Origin of the sequence: Pedobacter fastidiosus (assembly GCF_014306625.1) — a bacterium.
Taxonomy (GTDB): Bacteria; Bacteroidota; Bacteroidia; order Sphingobacteriales; family Sphingobacteriaceae; genus Pedobacter; species Pedobacter fastidiosus.
Genome location: NZ_JACRYL010000012.1, coordinates 87,239 through 109,360 on the forward strand (window position 1 = coordinate 87,239; position 22,122 = coordinate 109,360).

Below are 22,122 nucleotides of genomic sequence, written 5' to 3' on the forward strand. Positions count from 1 at the left end.
TACTGACACAAATTAATATTAAAACCAAACTAGCAGGGAGTTGCCTTATAACCTTGGTTAATACCATATTTGTTTGTGCGTTAAACTATCAATTAAAAATATCCGAGCCAAACCTTTTACATCATCACTTTTTTGGAGTTTTAACAATGCGTTTTTCGGAACATTGTTAAATGTGATACCGCTTTTTAAATCAACATCATTATCTATTAACCTATGAATTACAGAAACAGATAATCCATTAAGTTTATATTGATTAATTTTCTCCTTAACCTCAAAATTATTGTAATTTATCTTTACGCCTGTCGCCTCTTTTCTACCCAAAACCATCCACTTACCTGTTCTATCCAAATATGATAAAGTATAAGTCGATCCTAATTGCACATATGATTCATAACCAGTATTTGTTTTATAAAAATTTACATCGCTATAAAATTGTTTGAAAGAATTAAAATACTTTATCTGCTTATCTTTTGTGTAAAGAAAAGGTTCGCTAACAAATTTCATTTGATCTGCTAAAGGGACAGCTATGCGATAGAAAATATCAGTGCGCATATTTTTAAAAATTATTCTTTGATCATTTTTTTTACCCCAAAATATCGGAACCCAATTACCATAGTAAAAAGCACAGATATAAGCTAAACTATCTGGATATTTTTGAGTTAGTTTATAAGTTATATCTCCAACTGGGCCATAATGAGAGGTGACATCAATCCAATGATTACTCATTAAATATTTGACAGCAAATTCCTTTGGATTCACCATTAATTTGCTAATTGTATCACTCCATATTTTTTTGTTCGCATAGCTATATCTAATTACTTTTGCCCCATCGCCTAAACTTGGAGAATTAATATCCAAAACAGTCATCTTTCCATTTGAGGCTTGATATACGGATGCAGAGTGACTGCCATTTTTTCTGCCCCATACATATACCATATCTACAGTAGCAGGAATACCCAAAGCCCTTAGCTCATAAACGTTCATTAAGTTTACATTTAAGCAATCGCCTAAATGAAAGGCCATTAATTCATCAAAGCTTTTGCTCTTAGATATTTTTATGTTATTGTCATCAGGCACTTTCAGTACAATATGGAAATAGGGGTATTTCTCAATTACTTCTTCAGTTTTGATATCTTTATATTGTCTAGCAAGCGACATCATTCCTAGATGAAATTGTTCTGCCAATAAATCTCGCCATTGGCTGGGTTTATCATTATATACCTTGTAAGGCAGTAGATAATTGAAAAATATTTCTTTTGTTACATGCCTATTCCATGGATAATTCTTCCAATCGGCATAAGCTTTATCAATACAGCTTGCCAAATATTTAGCGGTTAATATTTGAGCATCATTTACTGTTGTATCTTTATAGCCAATATTTTGCCTCTTTAATTCTTCTCTAAAATCCTTTTCGCCAGCGATTTCGAGCAGGTTAAAATTTACATGTTTCTTCGTTTTTTTATTGAAAAAGTATGGATAGGTTACCGTTTGGGTTTCATCCATATTATCAATTAAAAACAGTACGGCCTCACGTTTTACAGAATCGGCTTTGTTGCTGTACATTCTGAATAGAGAATCCTTAAGTTTAGCTTTATCCTCTTCAAAATTGGCTAAATGGTTTTGACAAGAAACAAAAATCATTAAACTCCAAAACAACAATAATATTAAGTACTTAGGCATAGTGTCAATTATCAATAACCTTTAACATAAAATCGTCTGGATTACTGCTCCGAAAAGAGATAATTATAACATCTTCCTTTGTAGAAAGCTCATTATAAAATAGTCCGTTTCTTAAAATAGATGCTAAAACCTTTCCTTTTCCCCAAACATATGAAGTGTAATGCTTTTCTTCGGGATCATAATTAGCTGTCAAACCAGTTAACCCAATAGGATCTCCATATCTATTTTTTAAAGAATCGATTAAAGAAGCGGAATAGGCGCACACAATATGTATTGCGCTTACTTTCCCCTTTCCATTCATAACGGATGCTGCCATATCTTAAAAACATTTGGAATCTTTAATTCGTAATATTAATACTATTTAAAATTTCATCCAGTTGCTTTTTGGCTTTTACCTCTTCGGCAGGTAAAAAATCTAGAGTTCCACTAACTTGATAAGTAAAGTTTTTGTTTACCAAGTAAAATAAATAACAATTATTATCCCAACCTCGATCTCTAGAAATAAGTATTATGTATTTCTCGTTACTTTTTATTTCCGTAAAATAATATTCATTATTGTGTCCATATCTGTTATGTCTATTATCTAATGCTTCTTTACTCTCCGCTAAAAAACGGGTGTCGCCCATTAGCCTGCCATAGCTCAAATTAAGACCTAGTCCTTCATAATCATATGCTGGCTTGGGTATAGAAGTTATGGTTCCATCATTATCAACAATTGGAATTTGAGATATATTTGTTTTAGTTACACTTTTTGGAAGATTTATTTCAACCATGTCTGTTTTTATTTTTATTTGGGCTAGAGTACGAAAACTGCATAGCAAAAATAAAATTGTTGCGAATGTTGTTGGTTTTTTCATTTTTTTTTCCTGAGATTTCTTCTTTCAAAGTATTGGGGCAGGTTTGATGAAATATATTCATAATAAACTGTTTTTGGATTCAGTTTAATTTGTTTCACCAATAAAGATGAAAATGTTGATAAAAAATAGTGATAATTATCTTCATCATAAAGCTCACCTGAATCTTCTGCACAAGCTCTTTTGGGATAATACACATACGTAAATAATACAGTTTTTTTAGCCATTTTTTCTTTTTGAAATTTTATTTTTTCTAAAGGTTTAAAAAAATTCAAAAAGTCATCCGAAATAGCATTTAATGATGTTATTGATGTTACTTTATTGTTTTTATCAATCTCCATTTTTATCATAGTATAATGTAATTCGCAATCTTGAAAAATAGTATCCAACCTTTTGTAGTTTTTTATTATGAGTCTACGTAAAGAGTCCATTTGAGCAATATCTTGGTTTTGTGCCATTACTTTCATATTTAAGATGCAACAGCACATTATTGAAACAATACATAAAAAAAACTTATTCATAATTTTTTGTTTATTTATCACATTTATTTACGTCTATCGAATGAGAAAAGAAGTTGCAAACAATTTACACAGACGCTTGTATTAGAGAATTCTCTAATCTATTCATGCACTTTATTATATTTAACCAATCCCCCTTCTAATTACTCTTATTTTGTTTTGTTTGGCTTTCTAGTATTTCTCCTCTGAAACTGCATATAATTGGCTCATAATAAATTGTTTTTGGATTTGATTTTATCCTGCTTCGCTATTAAAGAAATTAATTCAGGCAAGAAAGTATTTATAGTCGTTTTATCAATAGTATCCACAGGCCTTTTACATTGACAATTTGGATATACAACAAACAAATAAAATTGTTTTCCTACTCCTCTCTTGGGAAATTCATTTTTTCCAAAGGTTTAAAAAGTCTTAAAAAATTTTCAGAAATAGCATTTAATGATGTCTGAGAAATAATTATATTGTTCCTATCAACCTTCATTTTTATAATGGTATAATGCAACTCGCAATATTTAAAAACTGAATCCAATTTTTCATGATTTTTTAATATTAAATTATGCACCAAATCCATTTGAGCAATATCTTTATTTTGTGCCCTTACTTTAGTATTTAAGATGCGACAGCACAGTATTGAAACAATATAAAAAAAACTTATCTATGATTTTTAGTTTATTTGCCACATTTAGTCCCTTTAGTTCCATCATGATGTTGCGAATTCGTTAGCCACATTTGGCCAACCTCATAAGGATTTTTTTCTTTAAGAGAATCGTAAGCCTCAGTTCCTTCTAAGCCACCCCAAGCTAAAGCTTTTAAATCTAAATCACTTATTTCTGGATATATACTTTTAAGTCCTTTTTCAAACCATAAAATATATTTATCGGTTGCCATTGCAACATGTTGGCTAGCTGGATTAAAATCCACCCCATTATCAAGATATGTAAAATAAGCGTGTAATGCCTCATGAAGAATCGTAGCTGAAATGTATTCCTTTGATGCATTAGGCATTGTTTTTTCATTTAATTTTATGGTCATATCGAAAGTATTTATAGAGCCATCTGAATTATAAGTTACTTTTGGTTTTGTTGCGCCTCCATCTGTCAAATCATCACTGAAGGCAGCTTGAATGAAATTTAAATTTACTTTGCTTCCGATATCAAAAATACTATTTAGTGTATTTTCAGTTGTGAATTCAATTCCCTTATCAATTGCGGCTTGAACCATTGCTTTTAAGCAAGGATCTTTCACATTATTTTTGATTGTAGAAGATGAACCAGAACCACTCGTACCCCCACCACTCACAACCCATCCACCTGTTCCTCCAGGTGTTACCGGAGGGCTTCCTCCACCTCCTGTAATTGGAGAGGTTCCATGAATTTCAACAGAACCAAGATTAGTGCCACCTGAGCTAGAACCGCCTCCACCTTCTCCACCACCAACCATATAACTATTTGGTACGCTCATTAGGCGCTCTCCGGGCAAACCTCTATTGCCACTTGTTCCTTCTTGAACATTTTGTTTTTTTAACGCCGAGGTAAAGGTACGGGATATGGCATTATATAATCCTCGATCAAACAAACGCCCACTACCCGTATATAAATTCAACTGAGTTTCACCAACGTAAGGGTTACCTATATATTCCTTAATCATACCGATTGATGTCCCATCCTTTCCTAATATTAAGCCAATTTCAGTATAAAAAGCATTGACTTTGTTACTAGCTTTTTTGATTAAAGGTATAGTAATTCCCGCAACTCCATTAGAACCTGTATCTATTCTAAAATGCTTCCAATCAGGCTCATATTCTCTAACATTAATATCCAGTTTATAGGTGGATACTGGCAGTGCACTATTCTCTTTAAACCACTCAAGCGCCTTTTGAGCAAGAGGGTCTGAAAGTTTTTCCTGATCGGTAGATGGCAGGTTCTCTTTTCGGCAAGAAAAGTAAACAACCGTACTCAGCAAGATCAATACAATTGATATGCGATAAAAAATAGATTTCATTAATTTAGGTTTAATGGTTAATATTAGTTTGTTTATATATATAGCCAATCGAAAAAGGGGTTTCCGTGAGTGGGCTTTTGAAAATAATTGTATATAACTGATAATGAGGTAAATAATTTTTATCTGAACGATTTAAGCACCCCTACAATTTAAGTTTGATAAAATAGAACTCATTAATCTGACTGGTTTTAAATGTTAATATTAGTTTGTTTATATATATAGCCAATCGAAACAGCGGTTTGGGTGACTTGGATTTATAAAATAATTGTATTAAGCTGATAATGAGGTAAATAATTTTTTATTAGATATTTGAATTGGAAAAAACGAGTAGTAGATCTCTTTATTGGCTGTTTGGCGTATTGCTACGTCTTTTAACGGCTGAGGTAAAGGTGCGTGAAATGGCATTATATATACCTCGATCAAACATGCGCCCACTTCCAGTGTACATATTCAATGTGGTTTCACCAATATATGGGTTGCCAACGTATTCCTTAATCATCCCTAAGGGCTTGCCATCCTTGTCTAGAACCAAACCGATTTCGGTATAAAAGGCAAGAACCTTATTATTATTAGTTTTAATTAAGGGCACTGTAATTTCTTCGACACCATTTTGATTAATGTGTATTTTAAAATGTTGCCAATCTGGTGTATATTCTTTCACATCAATATCTCTCTTATTGGTAGAGATTGGTAGCGCACTATTCTCGTTAAACCAGTCAATTGTCTTTTTGACTAATGGATAGCTTAGTTGATGTGAATCAGTCGGTTCTACAAATTTTTCTGTTTTACAGGATGGATAAACAATTGTAACCAACAATAATATTGCTATGCGATAAAAAATGGAGTTCATTAATTTAGTTTTAAAGGTTAATATTAGTTTGTTCATATATATAGCCAATCGAAACAGAGGTTTGGGTGACTTGGATTTATAAAATAATTGTATTGAACTGATAATGAGGTGAATAATTTTCATCTGAACAATTTAAGCACCCATAAAATTTAAGTTTGATAAAATAGAACTCATTAATCTGACTAGTTTTAAAGGTTTATATTAGTTTGTATATATATAAGCCATTTGAAACAGACATTTCAGTAGGTGTGATTTTTAAAATAATTGTATTTATCTGATAATGAGGAGAATAATTTTTACGGAATAGATGAAAAATTAATTTACTAGGCTTGAAGACTTAAATCTTCATCCAAATTCGCCGGGTTATAGGTTAATTTTAAATAACGTATTGTTCCCCGCAGCGAAAAAGAAACCGCAGAAAACTTAATGTTTGAATATTTAGTTGGATAAATATTTTTATTTTTCCTATTATCTGTACAGTTTGAACCACAATTTGGTAGATGACAGATCTTTGGTTTAAATACTGAAAATCACTTAAAATAACCCTGTTAATCAGTCGCTTAACCATAATAGTTGTAACACAAATAATACTTTGGCACAGCTTTTGGAAACATGCTTGCAATTAACGCCGAGTTGGCTCGGCATTTTTAAACAAGATTCTTTACCTAAAGAAAAATATTATTATGAAAAAGTTACTAATCGGTGCAACTGCACTATTATTATCTACAGGTGCTTTTGCACAAACAACAACAATGAGCGGTAGTGATGCAAGGTTTGGATTGAAAGCGGGTGTAAACCTTGCAAGATTTCATGCAAGTGGCACTAATGGAAGTTCAGATTTCAACAACAATGTAAAAGATAATGTAGGCTTTAACGTTACTGCCTTTGCGGATTTCGGTGTAGGAAATAATTTCTTCATCCAACCAGGCGTTTCATTGCAAAATAAAGGCGCAAAATTCGAATCGACAAATGCGGTTACATTGGGTAACACTACAGCGACTACAGTTTCTACAAACAAAACAAGCTTAATGACGATTGAAGTTCCAATTAATGCAGTATTTAGAATTCCTACTGGCGATGCTGGTGCAATTCAACTTTCTGCTGGGCCGTACGTAGGCTTTAACATTTCTGGTAAAAACAAGTTGGAATCAACCACTACAACGCGTAACAACACAGCGAATACTTCAACCACTGCAACATCATCAAGCGATGATGATTTATCTTTTGGTTCAGCAACAGATAAAAACTACAGTTCAACAGAGTTTGGTGCTAACTTCGGTTTAGCTTATCGTACAAATTCCGGTTTCTTGGTTGGTGCCAATTATGGTTTAGGATTTTCAAATCTAATTCCTAAAGATGCTAGATCAGGCGATGCGAAATTATCTAATCGTGTATTGGGTTTCTCAGTAGGTTATTCTTTCTAAGAAATTATTTACCTAAAAAAACCGTTCAGATCTAATATCTGAACGGTTTTTTTTATGTTTTATTAATCGTAAAAATTCCAGCTTACACCAAACTTCAATAAGGCATCTTGCATCGGGTATCGATTAACCGTATAGTATCCTTGAGATAGCCAACCTTGATTAACATAATCGTATTTCAAAAATATGTTTGCTCTTTTTAAGTTTGCTTTAACGAAAACATCAATAATTGGTGTCGATTTATAAACCGTTGCTTCGCCAACATAAAATTGAGATGTTGCTGGCGAATAAGAATAATTTGCATATCCTGAATTGTATCTTACATCGAAACCAATATTCGCTTTTAGCACTTTAAAAAAGGTTTGATCAAGATAAATACTGTTGTAGGTGTAAAATTCTGGGGTTCTTAAAATGTCTTTTTTATCGGTTTTTTGGTAGGCCAAATAGTTTTCCATCACAAACTTTCCGAACCTCCATTTCTTCGATGCATCGATTCGGATTAAACTGATATCGGCAGATTCTTGAGCTGGCAAAATCGAATTGGTTCCATTGGCAGCAAAATATAAATAGTTGCTAGTTAGAAAATATTTTGCTCCGGCTTCGAATCCAAACTTATCGTTGATGTAGTTAAAGGAAGCATTTGCGATTTTGGTATTTTTTAAACTTGTATAAGACCATTTGTAATGATTACCACGGTAGTAATTAAAGATTTCTGCGGGAGATTGATTCTGAAGATATGCCCCAAGTTCTATCCTACCAACAGATTTGCTAAGTAAAATTCTACTTTTTGCTTCATACAAAAAATCGCCAGCGTTAGTGCCCTGTAAAACCTGCTGAACATCTAAATTCAAATCGATGTTGCTTGTAAAACGATATCCGGCAGAACCTAATACTGTAATATTCTGAAAAGCAATTTGACTGTTTTCAAATGTGGCTCCAGTTGGCAGGAAATTTAGATATTTATGATTGTAATAATCATGACGAATACCAGCATCAATTTTCAATTCATTTTTAATAACGGTAGAATTTTTCGGTCGCAAAAAGAAACTGTAAATAAATTCATTTCTTACATGCTGAACGTGGGTAGAGTCGTTGGTGTAAACTGAATTCCCAATTCCCGCTGGCATAACGCCATAAGTATCCGTTTCGTTTTTATAAAAATCGTAGCTGTTATTATTGTACTCTATGGTATAAGTAATTTTATTTGTAGGTAAAACCGAATTGTTTGCATTTGTAGAAGTGTCAATTCTGCCTACATAATAGGTCTGTTTTAAAAACAAAGTATTTTTGCGGTACAGGTTCCTAGCTGTAGTCAATTTAATCTCTTCAGCATCTCTACTGATTTTATCATATCCCGGATCAAAAATAGTCGAATCGGCATTGGATCCATTTTCATAGGCACGCATGGTATTAAAAATAGCCGAAGCCCACATATTGTAACGTTTGCTGGGCGATTGATACCAAGAGAAAACAGCTACATTTAAATTATCTCCTCTTTGCCTAGCATAAAATCCTTTAGAATCTGCCCGGTTAAAGTTTACGCCGACATTCCAATTTTTCTTAATATTCTGACTGTGAATGGCTCTAAACAATTGTTCCTTTTGGCCAGCACTAACAAAATACAAACTGGTAAATGGCGCCCGAGCTTGATAGTAAATAATATCTTCTGGCGTTAAGGCATAATAATCTAAAGAGTGAAAACCTTCATCAAAGCCAATCCTTTTTGATGGTTCATAAAGTAAAGGCCTTGCTGCCAAACCCATATTACCCAAACTTATTGTTGGGTGCTTAGGTTGCAATAATGGACTATAATTTTGGATATTTACGGTTGAAGTATCCAAAGGCAACAATACGATACTGTCTTTACTCAATCCCAATTTTGTAAAACGGATATATTTTGCCGTAAATACTACAGAATCTTTAGCGCCATCCAATTTTTTACGAATCGAATCTGCTTCTTTATTATCGTTAATATGTGTTTGCAACTCCTGACCGAAAGCAGAGCCAATGCCTGTGAAAAGCAAGATCAAAAAGCAGATTTGAAAAATTTTCTGCATCTTATAATTCAGCGATTAAGCGGGTTAAAATTTCGGTCATTTTAGGTTCTGCCTTTGCTGCTGCCTCTAAAATTTCATCTAAATTAAAAGGTTTTAATTCTTCCGGAAATCCTTCATCAGTTAAAACTGAAATGGCAAAAACAGGAATCCCTGCATGGTTGGCAACAATAACTTCTGGAACGGTACTCATTCCAACAGCATCGGCACCGATTAAACGCAAGTATTTATATTCTGCTTTGGTTTCCAAATTTGGGCCAGATACTGCAACATAAACTCCTTTATGGCATTTTACATCAACATCTTTTGCAATATCTAAGGCTTTGGCAATTATCGAGCGCTTGTAAGGCTCGCTCATATCTGGAAAACGTGGGCCTAACTCACTTTCTATCAAACCACGCAATGGATTATCTGGTTGAAGATTAATGTGATCAGAAATGATCATTAAATCGCCCTTTTTAAAGTCAGGATTTAAAGAACCCGCAGCGTTTGAAACGATTAAGTTTTCGATGCCCAAACCTTTCATTACCCGAACCGGGAAGGTAATTTGTTGCATGCTGTAACCTTCGTAATAATGCAATCGGCCTTGCATGGCAACTATTTTTTTCCCGTTTAATGTTCCAAAAATTAATTTTCCGCTGTGAAACTCTAAGGTAGAGATCGGAAAATTTGGAATATTAGAGTACATCAAATGAAATTCAACCTCAATATCTTTAACCAATCCGCCCAATCCTGTTCCCAAGATTATGCCTACTTCTGGCTTAAAATTTTCAGTTTTACGTTTAATGTATTCAACGGTTTCTTCTATTGCTCTTAACATAGTTTAAAATAAGTTCATCAAAGGTAATCTTATCTTCTTCAAATAATTCAACCTCAATGGGTAAATAATATACAGGCAAATTTACCAGTAAATCTTCAAATCCGATAGCTCTTAAACGTTGACTATCCTTTTCTGTTGTGATGATGATTTTTTCTTTGCCATTTCCATTCTCAAAAGCTGATTTGAACTTTTTTAAATCCTCAATTTTAAAGGCATAATGATCTGGAAATTCTTCATGATGGATGTTTTTACTCCACTTTTGTAGCTCCTCAATCAATGGTTCGGGGTTTACAATTCCGGTTAGCAGAAAGATCTCAAAATCCTTAATCGACTCCAATGAAAGACTTTCGCCATTATAAAGATGCTTTAAATTTCCGTATTTTAAGTAAGAATGAAGTACAGGCTGATTTTTATTAGGTTGTAATTCATTAATAGATGCTTGTTGCGCTACATGCAATAAGGGTACAGGAGATTTTGTAACCATTAAAACATCTGCTCGCTTTCTCGAAGAAAATACATCTCTCAAATTGCCTGCCGGAAGCAAAAACTGGAGTATTCCGAGTTTTCTAAATTCAAAAAGCAAAATGTTAAATCCAGCTTTGATATGACGGTGTTGAAAGGCATCATCAAGAATAATTAAATCGTGGTTTTCTTGCAATTGCTCTACACCTTTAACCCGATCTTCGCATACGGCAACCGTTACATTTTTAAACTTTTTATGGTATTGAAGCGGTTCATCTCCGATGGATTCTGCCGTTGCATTTCCATCTGCAAAAACAAATCCTTTGGTTTTTCGGCCATAACCACGACTTAGAATTGCAATTTTATAATCGGCCAATAAACGCACCAAATACTCGGTTGTTGGGGTTTTCCCTGAGCCACCAACGGCAAGATTACCAACACAGATGATGGGTAAATCGAATTTAACTGAAGGCATAATGCCCCAATCGTAGAGTTTTTTACGAAGCACAATTGCCATTCCATAAACGAATGAGAAAGGTAAAAGTAAAAGGCGAAGATATTTAACTAGCATACCGTGTTTTCAAAAATACAGATTATTTAAAAAAGAAAAGCATCGCTTATTGGCGACGCCCTATAAAGCAACCGATTAGAGGCTTGAAATGTTTTTTGAAATTGAATTAACACCCCACCAAAATCATGGTACTCAATCACCTTGATTTAAAGGCTATTTTTTAAAATAAATTTTCAGCAAATTCATCTTTTAAAAGATTAAGGTTTAAACTTGAGTTCTATATCAACAGAAACCTAATATTTTAGTTATAATTGTTATCGGAAAACAACATATTTAATGTCAGAAAAAAAGCGTTTACAAGTTGGCCAAGGTCAAATTAGTGGGTACATATCTATATTTTTAGCCATTTTGGCCTTGTTTGGCATTCTCTGCTTCCATTTCCCAGAGAAATTAACCACTCCAGAATTTCGGGAAATTTACACCAAAAACAGCATGGAAGCTTTGATGCTAATTGGAGTGATTACCTCATTTTTCTTTGCGCTTTTAAGCGTAATTTTAAGTAAAAAAATTAAGTGGGCTTGGCCAGGATTTTTACTTGGGGCTTTGGCTGTTATTTTGGGTGCACTCAGTGTAGAAGGAAGAGATGTAGCGAAAAGTAGCTGGCACTTTGGCTTAGATTGGATGATTTTGGATTTATTATTAATGACGGTTATCTTCATTCCGCTTGAATTATTTTTCCCTAAAAACAACGAGCAGACTAAATTTCACGAAGAATGGCGAACGGATTTAACCTACTTTGTAATCAGTCATTTGTTTATTCAGTTTTTCGGAATCGTAACCCAAAAGCCTGCAATTTTATTTTTTGGCTGGATTGGTTTAGACAAGGTTCATCTGTGGATTCAGAGTTTACCTTTTGCTGTAGCGTTATTTATTGCTTTTTTCAGCACCGATTTATTTCAATATTGGGCGCATCGTTTTTTCCATACAAGGGTTGCATTGTGGCGTTTCCACTCTGTTCATCATTCTACCCAAAATATGGATTGGCTTGCGGGTAGTCGCACACATTTTATCGATATCTTTTTTACAAGGGCAATGACATTTATTCCCTTATACATTCTAGGTTTTTCATCGACAGTTTTTAATGTTTACATCATTTTCATCGCCATCCATGCGGTGCTGATTCATGCGAATACAAGAGTAAACTTTGGTCCATTAAAATACATTTTTACTACACCACAGTATCATCATTGGCACCATTGCGAAGATCCAAAATATTACGGGCACAATTTTGCTTCAATCTTTCCTTTTATCGATATGATTTTCGGCACCTACTATTTACCAGGCAATACTTGGCCTGCTGGCACAGGCGTTCACGAAGGTTCATATCCTAAGGGATTTATTAAACAATCTATTTATCCATTTACGAAAAGCCCTTTCGATACCGATTTAAATATGGATGAAAGAAGCGATAGATAACCTAAAATTCAGCTTCTACACTGCCTTTAAATTTATAGGTTTCTACAATAATTTGCGGAAAAATTAAGTTATGTTTTTGGTAAAGATCTTTCCAAAGTTCAGCGCTGTATTTCTTCGGGTATTTGTAAAGATCTTGCCTAAGTTTTGAGGTAGAATAGTTGTTGTTATTTTTTTCTGTTGGATCAAGATCTTCCAGAAAAAGAAGTTCCATTTCTGCCGAGGGTTCTCCCTCTGAAAACAAACCGGCTACAACATTACACTTTAAGTAGGTATTGGCAAGATGAGACAAACCGTTTTTAATGATGTAATTTTGCTTATTTATCCAAATCATATTTTTAGCTAGCGTTGCAATATTGCTTTCTATGCCTTTTATTAAATGTTTATCAACAGTAATGTAAATCCAGCCATTTCTACTTTTATACAACACATTTCTAACTCGGCTAAAATAAATTTTATAGCATTTTTCGCCCTCATACTCTACTTTCCCTTCAATATCATAATCATTATCTTCGCTTAAAAGGTTATCATTTAAATTGTTTACGAAATAAGATTTAAGTTCCATTCTCAAATCAATCGCATAATTTATCTGTACTCCGCTTGGTGTTACACTGCTTAATTGATCGAGCCTTCTTATACTATTTAACTGCAGAAGGATGTCGTTTTTATATTCGTCGGTACGCAAGTTGAAAATTCCTTCGGCAAAAGTTTTATACTTCCCTTCTCTAACCACATATTGCCTGCAGAGTAATTTTTTATTTACCACGCCTGTATCGGCAAGTTTTTTCAGTCCGTTTTTAATTAGCGTAAAAACGAAATTAGGCGCATAAATTTGAACATCTTTTAAATTGACGTATCTATCTTTTAGTTTAACTATAATGCTTGCATCGGTATTGCTTTCATCAATAACGATGGAGCGATTTTCATAACCAACCGAACTGAAGGAAAGTGTTTGTCCGCTTTTTAAAGAATCTACCTTGACGCGAAAATTTCCTTCATGATCACTCAGGGCGATTAAAATTTTCTTGTTGTAAATAGACACTGATTCGATCCCCTTCTTCGATTCGTTTGTAATTTGGCCAGTAATAATTTTTTGAGCCAAAGCATTACTCAGCAAGAAAAGAGAGCAGATTACTGTAAGTAAAAAAAGCTTGGAATTGCGCATGGATAAATTTGAGAGATTATTTAGATTTACATTTGGTTAATTTACTGGCATCAACTGATCAAGATAGAATCCTTAACTAAGCTCAATTTATCGATATTGGGATTGAATCTATAATGTATTCAGTTTTATTTTTATCTAATATCATAATAATTACAATTCAAAAAGACCCCCACTATAATTTAGTAGGAGAAAAACAAGTTCTCTGTAAAATCCAGAATCTAACATCACTTATAATTTCTTGAACCGGAACAAAGCTGAATATTAAGTGTTATATTGTTTCTTCCATCTCACTATATGCATTTTGAAACAGATACTTTAATTATTGGTGGAGGTTTGGCTGGCTTAACGGCTGCGCTACATCTCGAAAAAGCCGGTTTAAATGTAATCTTAATTGAGAAAAATGAATATCCTCATCACAAAGTTTGTGGCGAGTACATTTCGAATGAAGTTATTCCGTATTTAAATTGGCTCGGCGTAAATGTTGAGGAACTAAGGCCAGCCAAAATTCAAAATTTAACGCTTACTACAAGATCCGGAAAAACGATTACAGGAAAGCTTCCATTGGGTGGATTTGGCATTAGTCGATATACATTGGATCATTTCCTTTATCGTCTTCTACTAGAAAAAAAAATAGCTGTAATCCAAGATAACGTTACAGAGGTTGGTTTTACCAACGATTTTTTTTCCGTTCGAACAACTCAAGGAGACATTTACAAAGCAAAACATGTTTTAGGCGCTCATGGCAAAAGATCTACTTTAGATCAAAAACTGAATCGGAAATTTATGAGTCAAAAATCTCCTTTCTTGGCTGTAAAAGCGCATTACTTAGGGCATTTTCCGAATGATTTAGTTGCTTTATATAATTTTAAAGGTGGTTATTGTGGGGTATCAAAAGTAGAGGATGGAAAAATAAACATCTGCTATTTGGCAGATTATGAAACTTTTAAAAAGCACAAGAATATTGAGGATTATCAAAAAGCTGTATTGTATGAAAACAAAGATTTGAGCGGAATTTTTGAGCAATCCAAAATAATATTTGATCAACCCATTTCCATTAGTCAACTTTATTTCGGCACAAAAACGGCAGTTCATCAACACATATTAATGATTGGAGATACCGCCGGGCTCATTCATCCACTTTGTGGAAATGGGATGGCAATGGCAATCCACAGCGCTAAAAAAGCATCAGAATTATTAATAGATTTTTCTCAAGGAAAAATAAATTCGAGGGCTAAACTTGAGGCAAAATATACTTCAGTATGGAATGCCGAGTTTAATTCTCGCTTAAAAATGGGAAGTTTATTATCTTTTGTTCTTCAAAAAGAAAAGCTTACCGCTATACTCATGAAAGCACTTACTTTTATGCCCTTTTTATTAAATAAAATTATAACAAAAACACATGGCAAACCCATTTCCATTCCATCCTTAAAATGAAAATAGACACTAAATTTAGAAGCGAAGCGCCAGAGTTGATGGATGATTTCGAGATGGAAGGTGAAATTTTAAGAGATGCTTTGGATAAAATTGCAAGCATTAACCAATTACTCGGCGGAAACAAAGTAACACTTGATGGAATTAAAACGCTGATCAAGAGCAAACCGAAAGATCAAATTATACGTATTATTGATATTGGTTGTGGAAACGGCGATATGCTAAGAGCATTGGCTAACTTTGGACAAAAGAATGGTTTAAATTTTCTTTTAAAAGGTATCGATGCGAATCAATTTACAATCAATCATGCTCAAAGTTTATCTTTAAATTACCCGAATATAAGTTATGAATGCAAGGATATTTTTGATGATTCAAATAAACCTGAGGAATGCGATATTATGATCTGTACCTTAACATTGCACCATTTTAAAAACGAGGAGATCATTTACTTATTAAAAAACTTTAAAAAATCTGCTAAACTGGGTATTGTGGTTAACGATTTACAAAGAAGTGCATTGGCATATCGATTATTTCAGGCTTTATGCTTTGTATTTGGTTTAAACTCAATGTCTCGCGAAGATGGATTAGTATCTATTTTACGTGGATTTAAAAGGGAAGATTTAATTGAATACTCGAAAGCATTAAACTTAAAACACAGCTTCATAAAGTGGAAATGGGCTTTCCGTTACCAATGGATAATTAAAACAACATGAGCGTAAGAGTTAAAGCAGTTGGCAAAGCCTTGCCAGAATTTTGGAGAGCCACAGAAGATATCATACCATTTTTAGATGTTTGGCTTAAAGATCAAGACGAGCGTTTTGTAAGAAAAGTAAAGAAAATTTTTGAGGGTGCATCTGTAGATAAGCGTTACTCGTTTATGTCGCCAGAGGAAGTTTTTAGTGATTTGAGCTTTGAAGAAAGAAATAACATTTACATTAGAGAAGGTATAAAACTCGGTGTAAAATGTTTAGAATCTGCACTAGAAAAAGCCCAATGGAAACCGCAAGATTTAGACTACATTATTACGGTAAGCTGCACCGGAATTATGATCCCATCTTTGGATGCTTATTTGATTAATTTACTCAAACTGAAACAGGATATTGTTCGCTTACCGGTTACAGAAATGGGTTGCGCTGCCGGAGTTTCGGGAATGATTTATGCAAAGAATTTTTTAAAGGCAAATCCCGGTAAAAGAGCTGCAGTTGTTGCAGTAGAATCCCCAACGGCAACCTTTCAGCTAAACGATTTTTCTATGGCAAATGTAGTTAGCGCAGCCATTTTTGGCGATGGTGCAGCTTGTGTGCTTTTAAGCTCGAACGAGGAAGATGAGGGGCCAGAAATTTTAGCAGAGGAAATGTATCACTTTTACGATGCTGAAGAAATGATGGGCTTTAAACTTACCAACACAGGTTTACAAATGGTGTTGGATGTGGAAGTACCGGAAACCATTGCATCGCATTTCCCTCAAATTATCCATCCATTTTTAGCAAAAAACAATTTAGAAATTAAAGATATAGATCATTTGATCTTTCATCCCGGTGGAAAGAAAATTATACAGGTGGTAGAATCACTCTTCGGCGAGCTTGGCAAAAATATAAACGATACAAAAGAGGTTTTACGCCTTTATGGAAACATGAGTAGTGCAACGGTTTTATATGTTTTGGAACGCATTATGGAACAGAAACCTACTCCGAATGAAAAGGGGCTGATGTTAAGTTTTGGCCCTGGCTTTTCTGCCCAACGGATACTTTTACAATGGTAACAACATCAAAAAAAATATTAGATCAACTCCCTTACGGCAAATCATTTTTGTTTGTAGATGAGTTGCTTCATTTAGATGAAAACGGTGCAAAAGGAACCTACACCTATCATGAAGATTTACCATTTTACGAAGCTCATTTTAAAAACGCACCCATAACACCTGCAGTTATTTTAATAGAAACAATGGCGCAAATTGGTTTGGTTTGCCTTGGATTCTTCCTGATAGAAAATACTAAAACGGATCAGAACATTTCATTAGCGATGACTTCTAACGCTATTGATTTTTTAAAACCTGTTTATCCCGGCGAAAAAGTTTGGGTAACGAGTGAAAAAGTGTACTTCAGATTTAATAAACTAAGCTGTAAAGTTAAAATGGAAAATGCACTCGGTGAAATTGTGTGCAAGGGAAATATTTCTGGAATGTTAATTTCAAAAGCTCATGAATAACATCAGAGTTGTAATTACTGGTCTTGGGGTTTGCGCCCCTAATGGAACAACGATTAAGGAGTTTACCGAAGCCATTAAAAATGGAACCTCAGGAATTACACATCAACCCGATTTGGAAGCCCTTGGATTTTCTTGCCAAATTGCAGGAAAACCAACATTAAGTGAAGCGAGAATTAGCCAGTATTTTACGCCACTTGAGTTGAGAAACTTAAATAGCACCGGCATTATATATGGGGTTATTGCGGGTTTAGATGCTTGGAAAGATGCTGGTTTGGAAATTCAGAATAATGAAGATCCTGATTGGGATAGTGGAAGCATTTTTGGGACGGGAACTTCTGGAATTGATAAATTTAGATGGGCAATTAATAAGATAGATGATCTTGAAATCAGGAAACTTGGGAGCTCGGTTGTTGTGCAAACGATGGCCAGCGGCGTTAATGCTTTCATTAGTGGCAAACTAGGTTTGGGCAATCAGGTGAGCACAAATTCATCCGCCTGCGCAACGGGTGCAGAAAGTATATTACTGGCTTTCGAGCGAATTAAATCAGGACAAGCGACTAAAATGTTGGCTGGGAGCACAAGTGATAGTGGGCCATACATTTGGGGCGGTTTCGATGCCATGAAGGTTTGCACATACAAACACAACCATGAGCCCGAAAAAGGAAGTCGCCCGATGAGTTTAACAGCCAGCGGATTTGTACCCGGAAGTGGCGCTGGTGCTTTCGTTTTAGAATCGTTAGAAAGTGCACTTGCCCGCAAAGCAAAAATTTATGCGGAGGTTTTAGGCGGTCATGTAAACTCGGGAGGCCAACGCGGTTTAGGTACTATGACGGCGCCGAATCCAATTGCGGTACAACGCTGCATAACCAATGCTATTAAAAATGCTGGTATAAAAGCTAATGAAATCGAAGTGATTAATGGGCATTTAACAGCAACTAGCAAAGATGCATTGGAGATAGAAAACTGGAAAATCGCATTAAATTCAACTGCAGAAAATTTTCCATACATTAATTCTTTGAAAGGAATGATTGGACATTGCATCAGCGCTGCTGGAAGTGTTGAATGTGTAGCATCGGTATTAGAACTTGCCGAAGGTTTTATTTTCCCAAACATTAATTGTAAAGATTTGAATCCAGAAATTACATCACTAATTAATGAAAAGAGCATTCCTCAAACATTAATCAAAAAATCATTTAATATCTTGGCTAAAGCAAGCTTCGGCTTTGGAGATGTAAACGCATGCCTTATTTTAAAAAAATTCAACCATGGATAAAACACAAATTATAAAAGAACTGGCCAAAATTGTAACCCCATATACGGAAGAAAAATCTGCATTGGAAAATATTGGCGAAGACACAGATTTTATCACCGATTTAAAAATAAACTCGGCAAATCTAGTGGATATTGTTTTAGATATAGAAGAGAAATTTAACATTGCGATAGATAACGATTCCATGGCTAAAATGCTTACGGTAAAGGCAACGGTAGAAATTATAGAAACCAAATTGAATGCTGGGTAATGATATAATTGACTTAAATTTCGCCAAGATAGAGAGCAATTGGAGGCGTAAAAATTATCTGGATAAGATTTTTACAGCGGATGAACGGATGAATATTTTAACGTCAAATAATCCTGACCTGATGGTTTGGTTGCTTTGGAGTATGAAAGAATCGGCTTATAAAATTGTGAATCGTTTAACGGGAAAGCGTCTTTATAACCCTAAAGCATTTAGCTGCAAAAACATAAACTTTACTGACGATTCATTAACTGGATCTGTACTGTATGACGAAGAAAAATTTTTGATCAGATCCGAAATTCGAAACGATTTTATTCATAGCACAGCTGTTTCACCTCAGGTTTTTCTCGAAAAAATTACCATTAATTTTTATCAAAATAAATCAAATTATGTGCAAGAGTTTAACGAAGCGCAGCAAGTTTATCATCTCCAAAAGAATAACCAAGGCTTACCAGAACTTTTAAATTTAAGGAGCAATACAAAACACCTTACATCGATTAGCCATCATGGAAAACATTTGGCCATTGCTTTTATTTGAGTGCAAAATCGCAATTTTCGAATTTGAAAATCAATCAAACGTTTGCTTTATTTTCTTTACAGAATAATAGAATTGCCTACCTATAAAAGCCTTATCTTTGCACAAATCATAAAAAATAACATCATGCTTAAAGGATTTTTTAACGTACCAATTCCGGTAAACGAGCCTATTTTAAACTACGCACCAGGCAGTAAAGAACGTTCACTTTTAAAAGAAGCACTTGCTGAAGCTCGCTCAGAAAAACAAGATATACCCATGTATATCGGTGGTACAGCTGTTCATACCGAAAAGAAAGGTAAAGTAACACCTCCTCACGATCATCAACATATTTTAGCTCAATTTAGCATTGGCGAAAAAGCACATATCACTCAGGCAATCGATGCAGCGCTTGCAGCGAAACAAGATTGGGAAAACTTGGCATGGGAACACCGTGCTGCTATTTTCTTAAAAGCTGCCGATTTAATCGCTGGCAAATATCGTTACAAATTGAATGCGGCAACTATGCTTGGCCAGAGCAAAAATGCCTATCAAGCAGAAATTGATGCCGCTTGCGAGCTCATTGATTTCTTACGTTTTAACGTGAGTTACATGGCCGATATTTATAAACAACAACCTCCTGTTTCTCCTCGTGGAAGCTGGAATAGAGTGGAACAACGCCCATTAGAGGGTTTTGTTTTTGCACTTACACCTTTCAACTTTACAGCTATTGCAGCCAATCTTCCTGCTTCTGCAGCAATGATGGGCAACGTAGTGGTTTGGAAACCTGCAGATACTCAAGTTTATGCAGCTAACCTTTTGATGGAAATTTTTATCGAAGCTGGCTTACCTGCTGGTGTAATTAACTTGGTTTATGCAGATGGACCTGAAACTGGTGATGTTATTTTCAATCACCCAGATTTCGCTGGGATTCATTTTACGGGTTCTACCAAAGTGTTCCAAGAAATTTGGAGAACCATCGGCACCAATATTCATAAATATAAATCATATCCTCGTATCGTTGGCGAAACTGGCGGTAAAGATTTTATTCTGGTTCACCCATCTGCACAAACTGATATTGCAAGTACTGCAATTGTTCGTGGCGCTTTTGAATATCAAGGACAAAAATGTTCGGCTGCTAGTCGTGTTTACATTGCAGAAAGCCTTTGGCCAGAAATTAAAAAGCAAATGCTCCGCGATTTAGCCTCGTTTAAAATGGGCGGAACTGAAGATTTTAGCAACTTTATTAACGCCGTTATTGATGAACGTTCGTTTGATAAATTAGCTAAATATATCGATCAAGCTAAAAAAGATAAAGGCGTAGAAATTATTGCTGGTGGCAACTACGATAAAAGCAAAGGTTACTTTATCGAACCAACCGTTTTGGTTGTTGATGACCCGAAATACACAACCATGTGCGAAGAATTGTTTGGCCCGGTTTTAACAGTTTATGTTTATGCGGATAAAGATTTTGATCAAATTTTAGAAGTAATTGATACCACTTCTCCATATGCCTTAACTGGCGCTTTTATCGCTCAAGATAGATACGCGATTGAGAAAGCATCTCACGCTTTACGCAACGCTGCTGGTAACTTTTACATCAATGATAAATGTACTGGAGCCGTTGTTGGTCAGCAGCCGTTTGGTGGTGCCAGAGGTTCGGGTACAAACGATAAAGCTGGTTCGATGATCAACTTGCTGCGTTGGGTTTCTCCACGTACGATAAAAGAAGTTTTCGAATCGCCAACAGATTATCGCTACCCATTCTTAGCTGAAGATTAATTAAAAATTCAGTTTTGACAACTTTCAGGTAACATCGCTAGAAAGTTGTCAAAGCTATAAATTCCCGAAACCCTTGAGCAATCAAGGGTTTTTCTTTTTAAAGGGCTTTGGAAAGCAATGGCAGAAGAAATATTATCGTTATTCGGGCTTTACGCTATATTTTTTAGCTGTTCTTGACTACGCTCAGAACGACAGCTAAAAAGACGCCGCTTCAATCCCGTTTAAGTGGAGCTGTAAGTGCTACTATTTAAGATAGCATGGCGGAAAAATAACTAGTGAAGCAACTAAACTAAATTTAGCTTACCCCCCGTCGGGTTTTGCTGATATAGGTTTTATATCTCTCTAAAAAAGGGAAATTGCAATATGCATGTATAAAAATCGAGGGGAATTCCCCTCTTCTAGAGGGGTGGTCGCAGACCGGGGTGTTCGTTATATCTTTAGAAATTAAGAAATACATACATAGCTTTGACAACTCTCTTTCTAATGCGCCATTTAGAATTGTCAGAACTTTAAAATAGCGCAGATCTTTCAAACTAAACCAAAGCTGTACTGTTCTATAATAACATTTCAATTTTTATTATGGAAAATCAAGAAGAGCAAAATGAAAACCTGCACGATAAAAATGCAGACAATGCCGCAGATAAAACAAACATGCCAGACGGACTCGTTCCTCGCCACCATAGTGATGAAAACAACGATAAAAACAAGGTAAAATCAGACGCTGGCAATTTGGGTAGAAATTTTGGAAGAGGAGATTTCGGTTCTGAAGAAGCAAGAGAAGATTCGGAAAAGGGAAATAAAGGCCACGCTGGCAATATGCCGAATACCGAAGAGAAAGAATAAAGCCCCGGTGTAATACCGAGG

General features: G+C 34.9%; 21 protein-coding genes. 11 read left to right on the top strand and 10 right to left on the bottom strand.

Annotation, left to right across the window (positions count from 1 at the left end; all coding sequences use genetic code 11):
• Positions 1-57: 57 nt before the first annotated feature.
• From H7U22_RS14350 to H7U22_RS14375, 6 genes are all read right to left on the bottom strand, one after another.
• Complete coding sequence (locus H7U22_RS14350) at positions 58-1,680, bottom strand: hypothetical protein (RefSeq protein ID WP_187072041.1); 1,623 nt, start codon at positions 1,678-1,680, stop codon at positions 58-60.
• Positions 1,681-1,684: 4 nt separating this feature from the next.
• Positions 1,685-1,996 (bottom strand): hypothetical protein, encoded by a 312-nt coding sequence (locus tag H7U22_RS14355; protein ID WP_187072042.1) that lies wholly within the window; start codon positions 1,994-1,996, stop codon positions 1,685-1,687.
• A gap of 22 nt (positions 1,997-2,018) precedes the next feature.
• Positions 2,019-2,537 carry a hypothetical protein gene (locus H7U22_RS14360; RefSeq protein WP_187072043.1) on the bottom strand — a complete coding sequence of 173 codons (519 nt, stop codon included), beginning with the start codon at positions 2,535-2,537 and terminating at the stop codon, positions 2,019-2,021.
• A complete protein-coding gene (locus H7U22_RS14365; RefSeq protein WP_187072044.1) occupies positions 2,534-2,992 on the bottom strand; it encodes a hypothetical protein in 459 nt (152 codons plus the stop codon). Before H7U22_RS14365 ends, H7U22_RS14360 begins: the two co-directional genes overlap by 4 nt.
• A gap of 726 nt (positions 2,993-3,718) precedes the next feature.
• Positions 3,719-5,050: a hypothetical protein gene (locus tag H7U22_RS14370; RefSeq protein ID WP_187072045.1), complete on the bottom strand. Its 1,332-nt coding sequence runs from the start codon at positions 5,048-5,050 to the stop codon at positions 3,719-3,721.
• Between the two features lie 340 nt (positions 5,051-5,390).
• Positions 5,391-5,900 (bottom strand): hypothetical protein, encoded by a 510-nt coding sequence (locus tag H7U22_RS14375; protein ID WP_187072046.1) that lies wholly within the window; start codon positions 5,898-5,900, stop codon positions 5,391-5,393.
• A gap of 683 nt (positions 5,901-6,583) precedes the next feature.
• Here H7U22_RS14375 and H7U22_RS14380 point away from each other — a divergent pair.
• Positions 6,584-7,324, top strand: coding sequence for an outer membrane beta-barrel protein (locus tag H7U22_RS14380; protein ID WP_187072047.1), 741 nt, complete (start codon positions 6,584-6,586; stop codon positions 7,322-7,324).
• Between the two features lie 62 nt (positions 7,325-7,386).
• Here the strand turns inward: H7U22_RS14380 and H7U22_RS14385 are convergent, their stop codons facing one another.
• From H7U22_RS14385 to lpxK, 3 genes are read right to left on the bottom strand one after another with little or no spacing between them, the layout of a single operon-like run.
• Positions 7,387-9,378, bottom strand: coding sequence for a putative porin (locus tag H7U22_RS14385; protein WP_187072048.1), 1,992 nt, complete (start codon positions 9,376-9,378; stop codon positions 7,387-7,389).
• 1 nt (position 9,379) lies between these two features.
• Positions 9,380-10,195 carry a purine-nucleoside phosphorylase gene (locus H7U22_RS14390; protein ID WP_187072049.1) on the bottom strand — a complete coding sequence of 272 codons (816 nt, stop codon included), beginning with the start codon at positions 10,193-10,195 and terminating at the stop codon, positions 9,380-9,382.
• Entirely contained in the window at positions 10,167-11,228 is a 1,062-nt protein-coding gene (lpxK, locus tag H7U22_RS14395; protein ID WP_187072050.1) for a tetraacyldisaccharide 4'-kinase, read from the bottom strand. The genes H7U22_RS14390 and lpxK overlap by 29 nt, the downstream gene beginning before the upstream one ends.
• A gap of 276 nt (positions 11,229-11,504) precedes the next feature.
• Between lpxK and H7U22_RS14400 the strand changes: the two genes are divergently transcribed.
• Complete coding sequence (locus H7U22_RS14400; protein WP_187072051.1) at positions 11,505-12,644, top strand: sterol desaturase family protein; 1,140 nt, start codon at positions 11,505-11,507, stop codon at positions 12,642-12,644.
• A 1-nt stretch (position 12,645) separates the two neighbouring features.
• On the opposite strand, the gene H7U22_RS14405 is transcribed toward H7U22_RS14400, so the two are convergent.
• Positions 12,646-13,806: a carboxypeptidase-like regulatory domain-containing protein gene (locus tag H7U22_RS14405; RefSeq protein WP_187072052.1), complete on the bottom strand. Its 1,161-nt coding sequence runs from the start codon at positions 13,804-13,806 to the stop codon at positions 12,646-12,648.
• A gap of 294 nt (positions 13,807-14,100) precedes the next feature.
• Between H7U22_RS14405 and H7U22_RS14410 the strand changes: the two genes are divergently transcribed.
• The 9 genes from H7U22_RS14410 to H7U22_RS14450 all read left to right on the top strand — a co-directional run bounded on the left by H7U22_RS14410 (position 14,101) and on the right by H7U22_RS14450 (position 22,101).
• Positions 14,101-15,240 carry an NAD(P)/FAD-dependent oxidoreductase gene (locus H7U22_RS14410; RefSeq protein ID WP_187072053.1) on the top strand — a complete coding sequence of 380 codons (1,140 nt, stop codon included), beginning with the start codon at positions 14,101-14,103 and terminating at the stop codon, positions 15,238-15,240.
• Entirely contained in the window at positions 15,237-15,950 is a 714-nt protein-coding gene (locus H7U22_RS14415) for a methyltransferase domain-containing protein (RefSeq protein WP_187072054.1), read from the top strand. Before H7U22_RS14410 ends, H7U22_RS14415 begins: the two co-directional genes overlap by 4 nt.
• The gene (locus tag H7U22_RS14420; RefSeq protein ID WP_187072055.1) at positions 15,947-16,999 is read left to right on the top strand and encodes a type III polyketide synthase; all 1,053 of its coding nucleotides are present in this window, start codon (positions 15,947-15,949) and stop codon (positions 16,997-16,999) included. The genes H7U22_RS14415 and H7U22_RS14420 overlap by 4 nt, the downstream gene beginning before the upstream one ends.
• Positions 16,993-17,445, top strand: a complete 453-nt coding sequence (locus tag H7U22_RS14425) for a 3-hydroxyacyl-ACP dehydratase FabZ family protein (protein WP_187072056.1) — start codon at positions 16,993-16,995, stop codon at positions 17,443-17,445. The genes H7U22_RS14420 and H7U22_RS14425 overlap by 7 nt, the downstream gene beginning before the upstream one ends.
• Positions 17,438-18,718 (top strand): beta-ketoacyl-[acyl-carrier-protein] synthase family protein, encoded by a 1,281-nt coding sequence (locus H7U22_RS14430; RefSeq protein WP_187072057.1) that lies wholly within the window; start codon positions 17,438-17,440, stop codon positions 18,716-18,718. Before H7U22_RS14425 ends, H7U22_RS14430 begins: the two co-directional genes overlap by 8 nt.
• Positions 18,711-18,965, top strand: coding sequence for an acyl carrier protein (locus H7U22_RS14435; protein ID WP_187072058.1), 255 nt, complete (start codon positions 18,711-18,713; stop codon positions 18,963-18,965). The genes H7U22_RS14430 and H7U22_RS14435 overlap by 8 nt, the downstream gene beginning before the upstream one ends.
• The gene (locus tag H7U22_RS14440) at positions 18,955-19,500 is read left to right on the top strand and encodes a 4'-phosphopantetheinyl transferase family protein (protein WP_187072059.1); all 546 of its coding nucleotides are present in this window, start codon (positions 18,955-18,957) and stop codon (positions 19,498-19,500) included. The genes H7U22_RS14435 and H7U22_RS14440 overlap by 11 nt, the downstream gene beginning before the upstream one ends.
• Before the next feature lie 123 nt (positions 19,501-19,623).
• Complete coding sequence (gene pruA / locus H7U22_RS14445; RefSeq protein WP_187072060.1) at positions 19,624-21,258, top strand: L-glutamate gamma-semialdehyde dehydrogenase; 1,635 nt, start codon at positions 19,624-19,626, stop codon at positions 21,256-21,258.
• A gap of 579 nt (positions 21,259-21,837) precedes the next feature.
• Complete coding sequence (locus tag H7U22_RS14450; RefSeq protein WP_187072061.1) at positions 21,838-22,101, top strand: hypothetical protein; 264 nt, start codon at positions 21,838-21,840, stop codon at positions 22,099-22,101.
• The last annotated feature ends 21 nt before the right edge of the window (positions 22,102-22,122 follow it).

Coding starts and splice junctions, on each gene's coding strand:
- H7U22_RS14350 (WP_187072041.1), bottom strand. CDS start 1,680: ATGCCTAAGTACTTAATATTATTGTTGTTTTGGAGTTTAATGATTTTT.
- H7U22_RS14355 (WP_187072042.1), bottom strand. CDS start 1,996: ATGGCAGCATCCGTTATGAATGGAAAGGGGAAAGTAAGCGCAATACAT.
- H7U22_RS14360 (WP_187072043.1), bottom strand. CDS start 2,537: ATGAAAAAACCAACAACATTCGCAACAATTTTATTTTTGCTATGCAGT.
- H7U22_RS14365 (WP_187072044.1), bottom strand. CDS start 2,992: ATGGCACAAAACCAAGATATTGCTCAAATGGACTCTTTACGTAGACTC.
- H7U22_RS14370 (WP_187072045.1), bottom strand. CDS start 5,050: ATGAAATCTATTTTTTATCGCATATCAATTGTATTGATCTTGCTGAGT.
- H7U22_RS14375 (WP_187072046.1), bottom strand. CDS start 5,900: ATGAACTCCATTTTTTATCGCATAGCAATATTATTGTTGGTTACAATT.
- H7U22_RS14380 (WP_187072047.1), top strand. CDS start 6,584: ATGAAAAAGTTACTAATCGGTGCAACTGCACTATTATTATCTACAGGT.
- H7U22_RS14385 (WP_187072048.1), bottom strand. CDS start 9,378: ATGCAGAAAATTTTTCAAATCTGCTTTTTGATCTTGCTTTTCACAGGC.
- H7U22_RS14390 (WP_187072049.1), bottom strand. CDS start 10,195: ATGTTAAGAGCAATAGAAGAAACCGTTGAATACATTAAACGTAAAACT.
- lpxK (WP_187072050.1), bottom strand. CDS start 11,228: ATGCTAGTTAAATATCTTCGCCTTTTACTTTTACCTTTCTCATTCGTT.
- H7U22_RS14400 (WP_187072051.1), top strand. CDS start 11,505: ATGTCAGAAAAAAAGCGTTTACAAGTTGGCCAAGGTCAAATTAGTGGG.
- H7U22_RS14405 (WP_187072052.1), bottom strand. CDS start 13,806: ATGCGCAATTCCAAGCTTTTTTTACTTACAGTAATCTGCTCTCTTTTC.
- H7U22_RS14410 (WP_187072053.1), top strand. CDS start 14,101: ATGCATTTTGAAACAGATACTTTAATTATTGGTGGAGGTTTGGCTGGC.
- H7U22_RS14415 (WP_187072054.1), top strand. CDS start 15,237: ATGAAAATAGACACTAAATTTAGAAGCGAAGCGCCAGAGTTGATGGAT.
- H7U22_RS14420 (WP_187072055.1), top strand. CDS start 15,947: ATGAGCGTAAGAGTTAAAGCAGTTGGCAAAGCCTTGCCAGAATTTTGG.
- H7U22_RS14425 (WP_187072056.1), top strand. CDS start 16,993: ATGGTAACAACATCAAAAAAAATATTAGATCAACTCCCTTACGGCAAA.
- H7U22_RS14430 (WP_187072057.1), top strand. CDS start 17,438: ATGAATAACATCAGAGTTGTAATTACTGGTCTTGGGGTTTGCGCCCCT.
- H7U22_RS14435 (WP_187072058.1), top strand. CDS start 18,711: ATGGATAAAACACAAATTATAAAAGAACTGGCCAAAATTGTAACCCCA.
- H7U22_RS14440 (WP_187072059.1), top strand. CDS start 18,955: ATGCTGGGTAATGATATAATTGACTTAAATTTCGCCAAGATAGAGAGC.
- pruA (WP_187072060.1), top strand. CDS start 19,624: ATGCTTAAAGGATTTTTTAACGTACCAATTCCGGTAAACGAGCCTATT.
- H7U22_RS14450 (WP_187072061.1), top strand. CDS start 21,838: ATGGAAAATCAAGAAGAGCAAAATGAAAACCTGCACGATAAAAATGCA.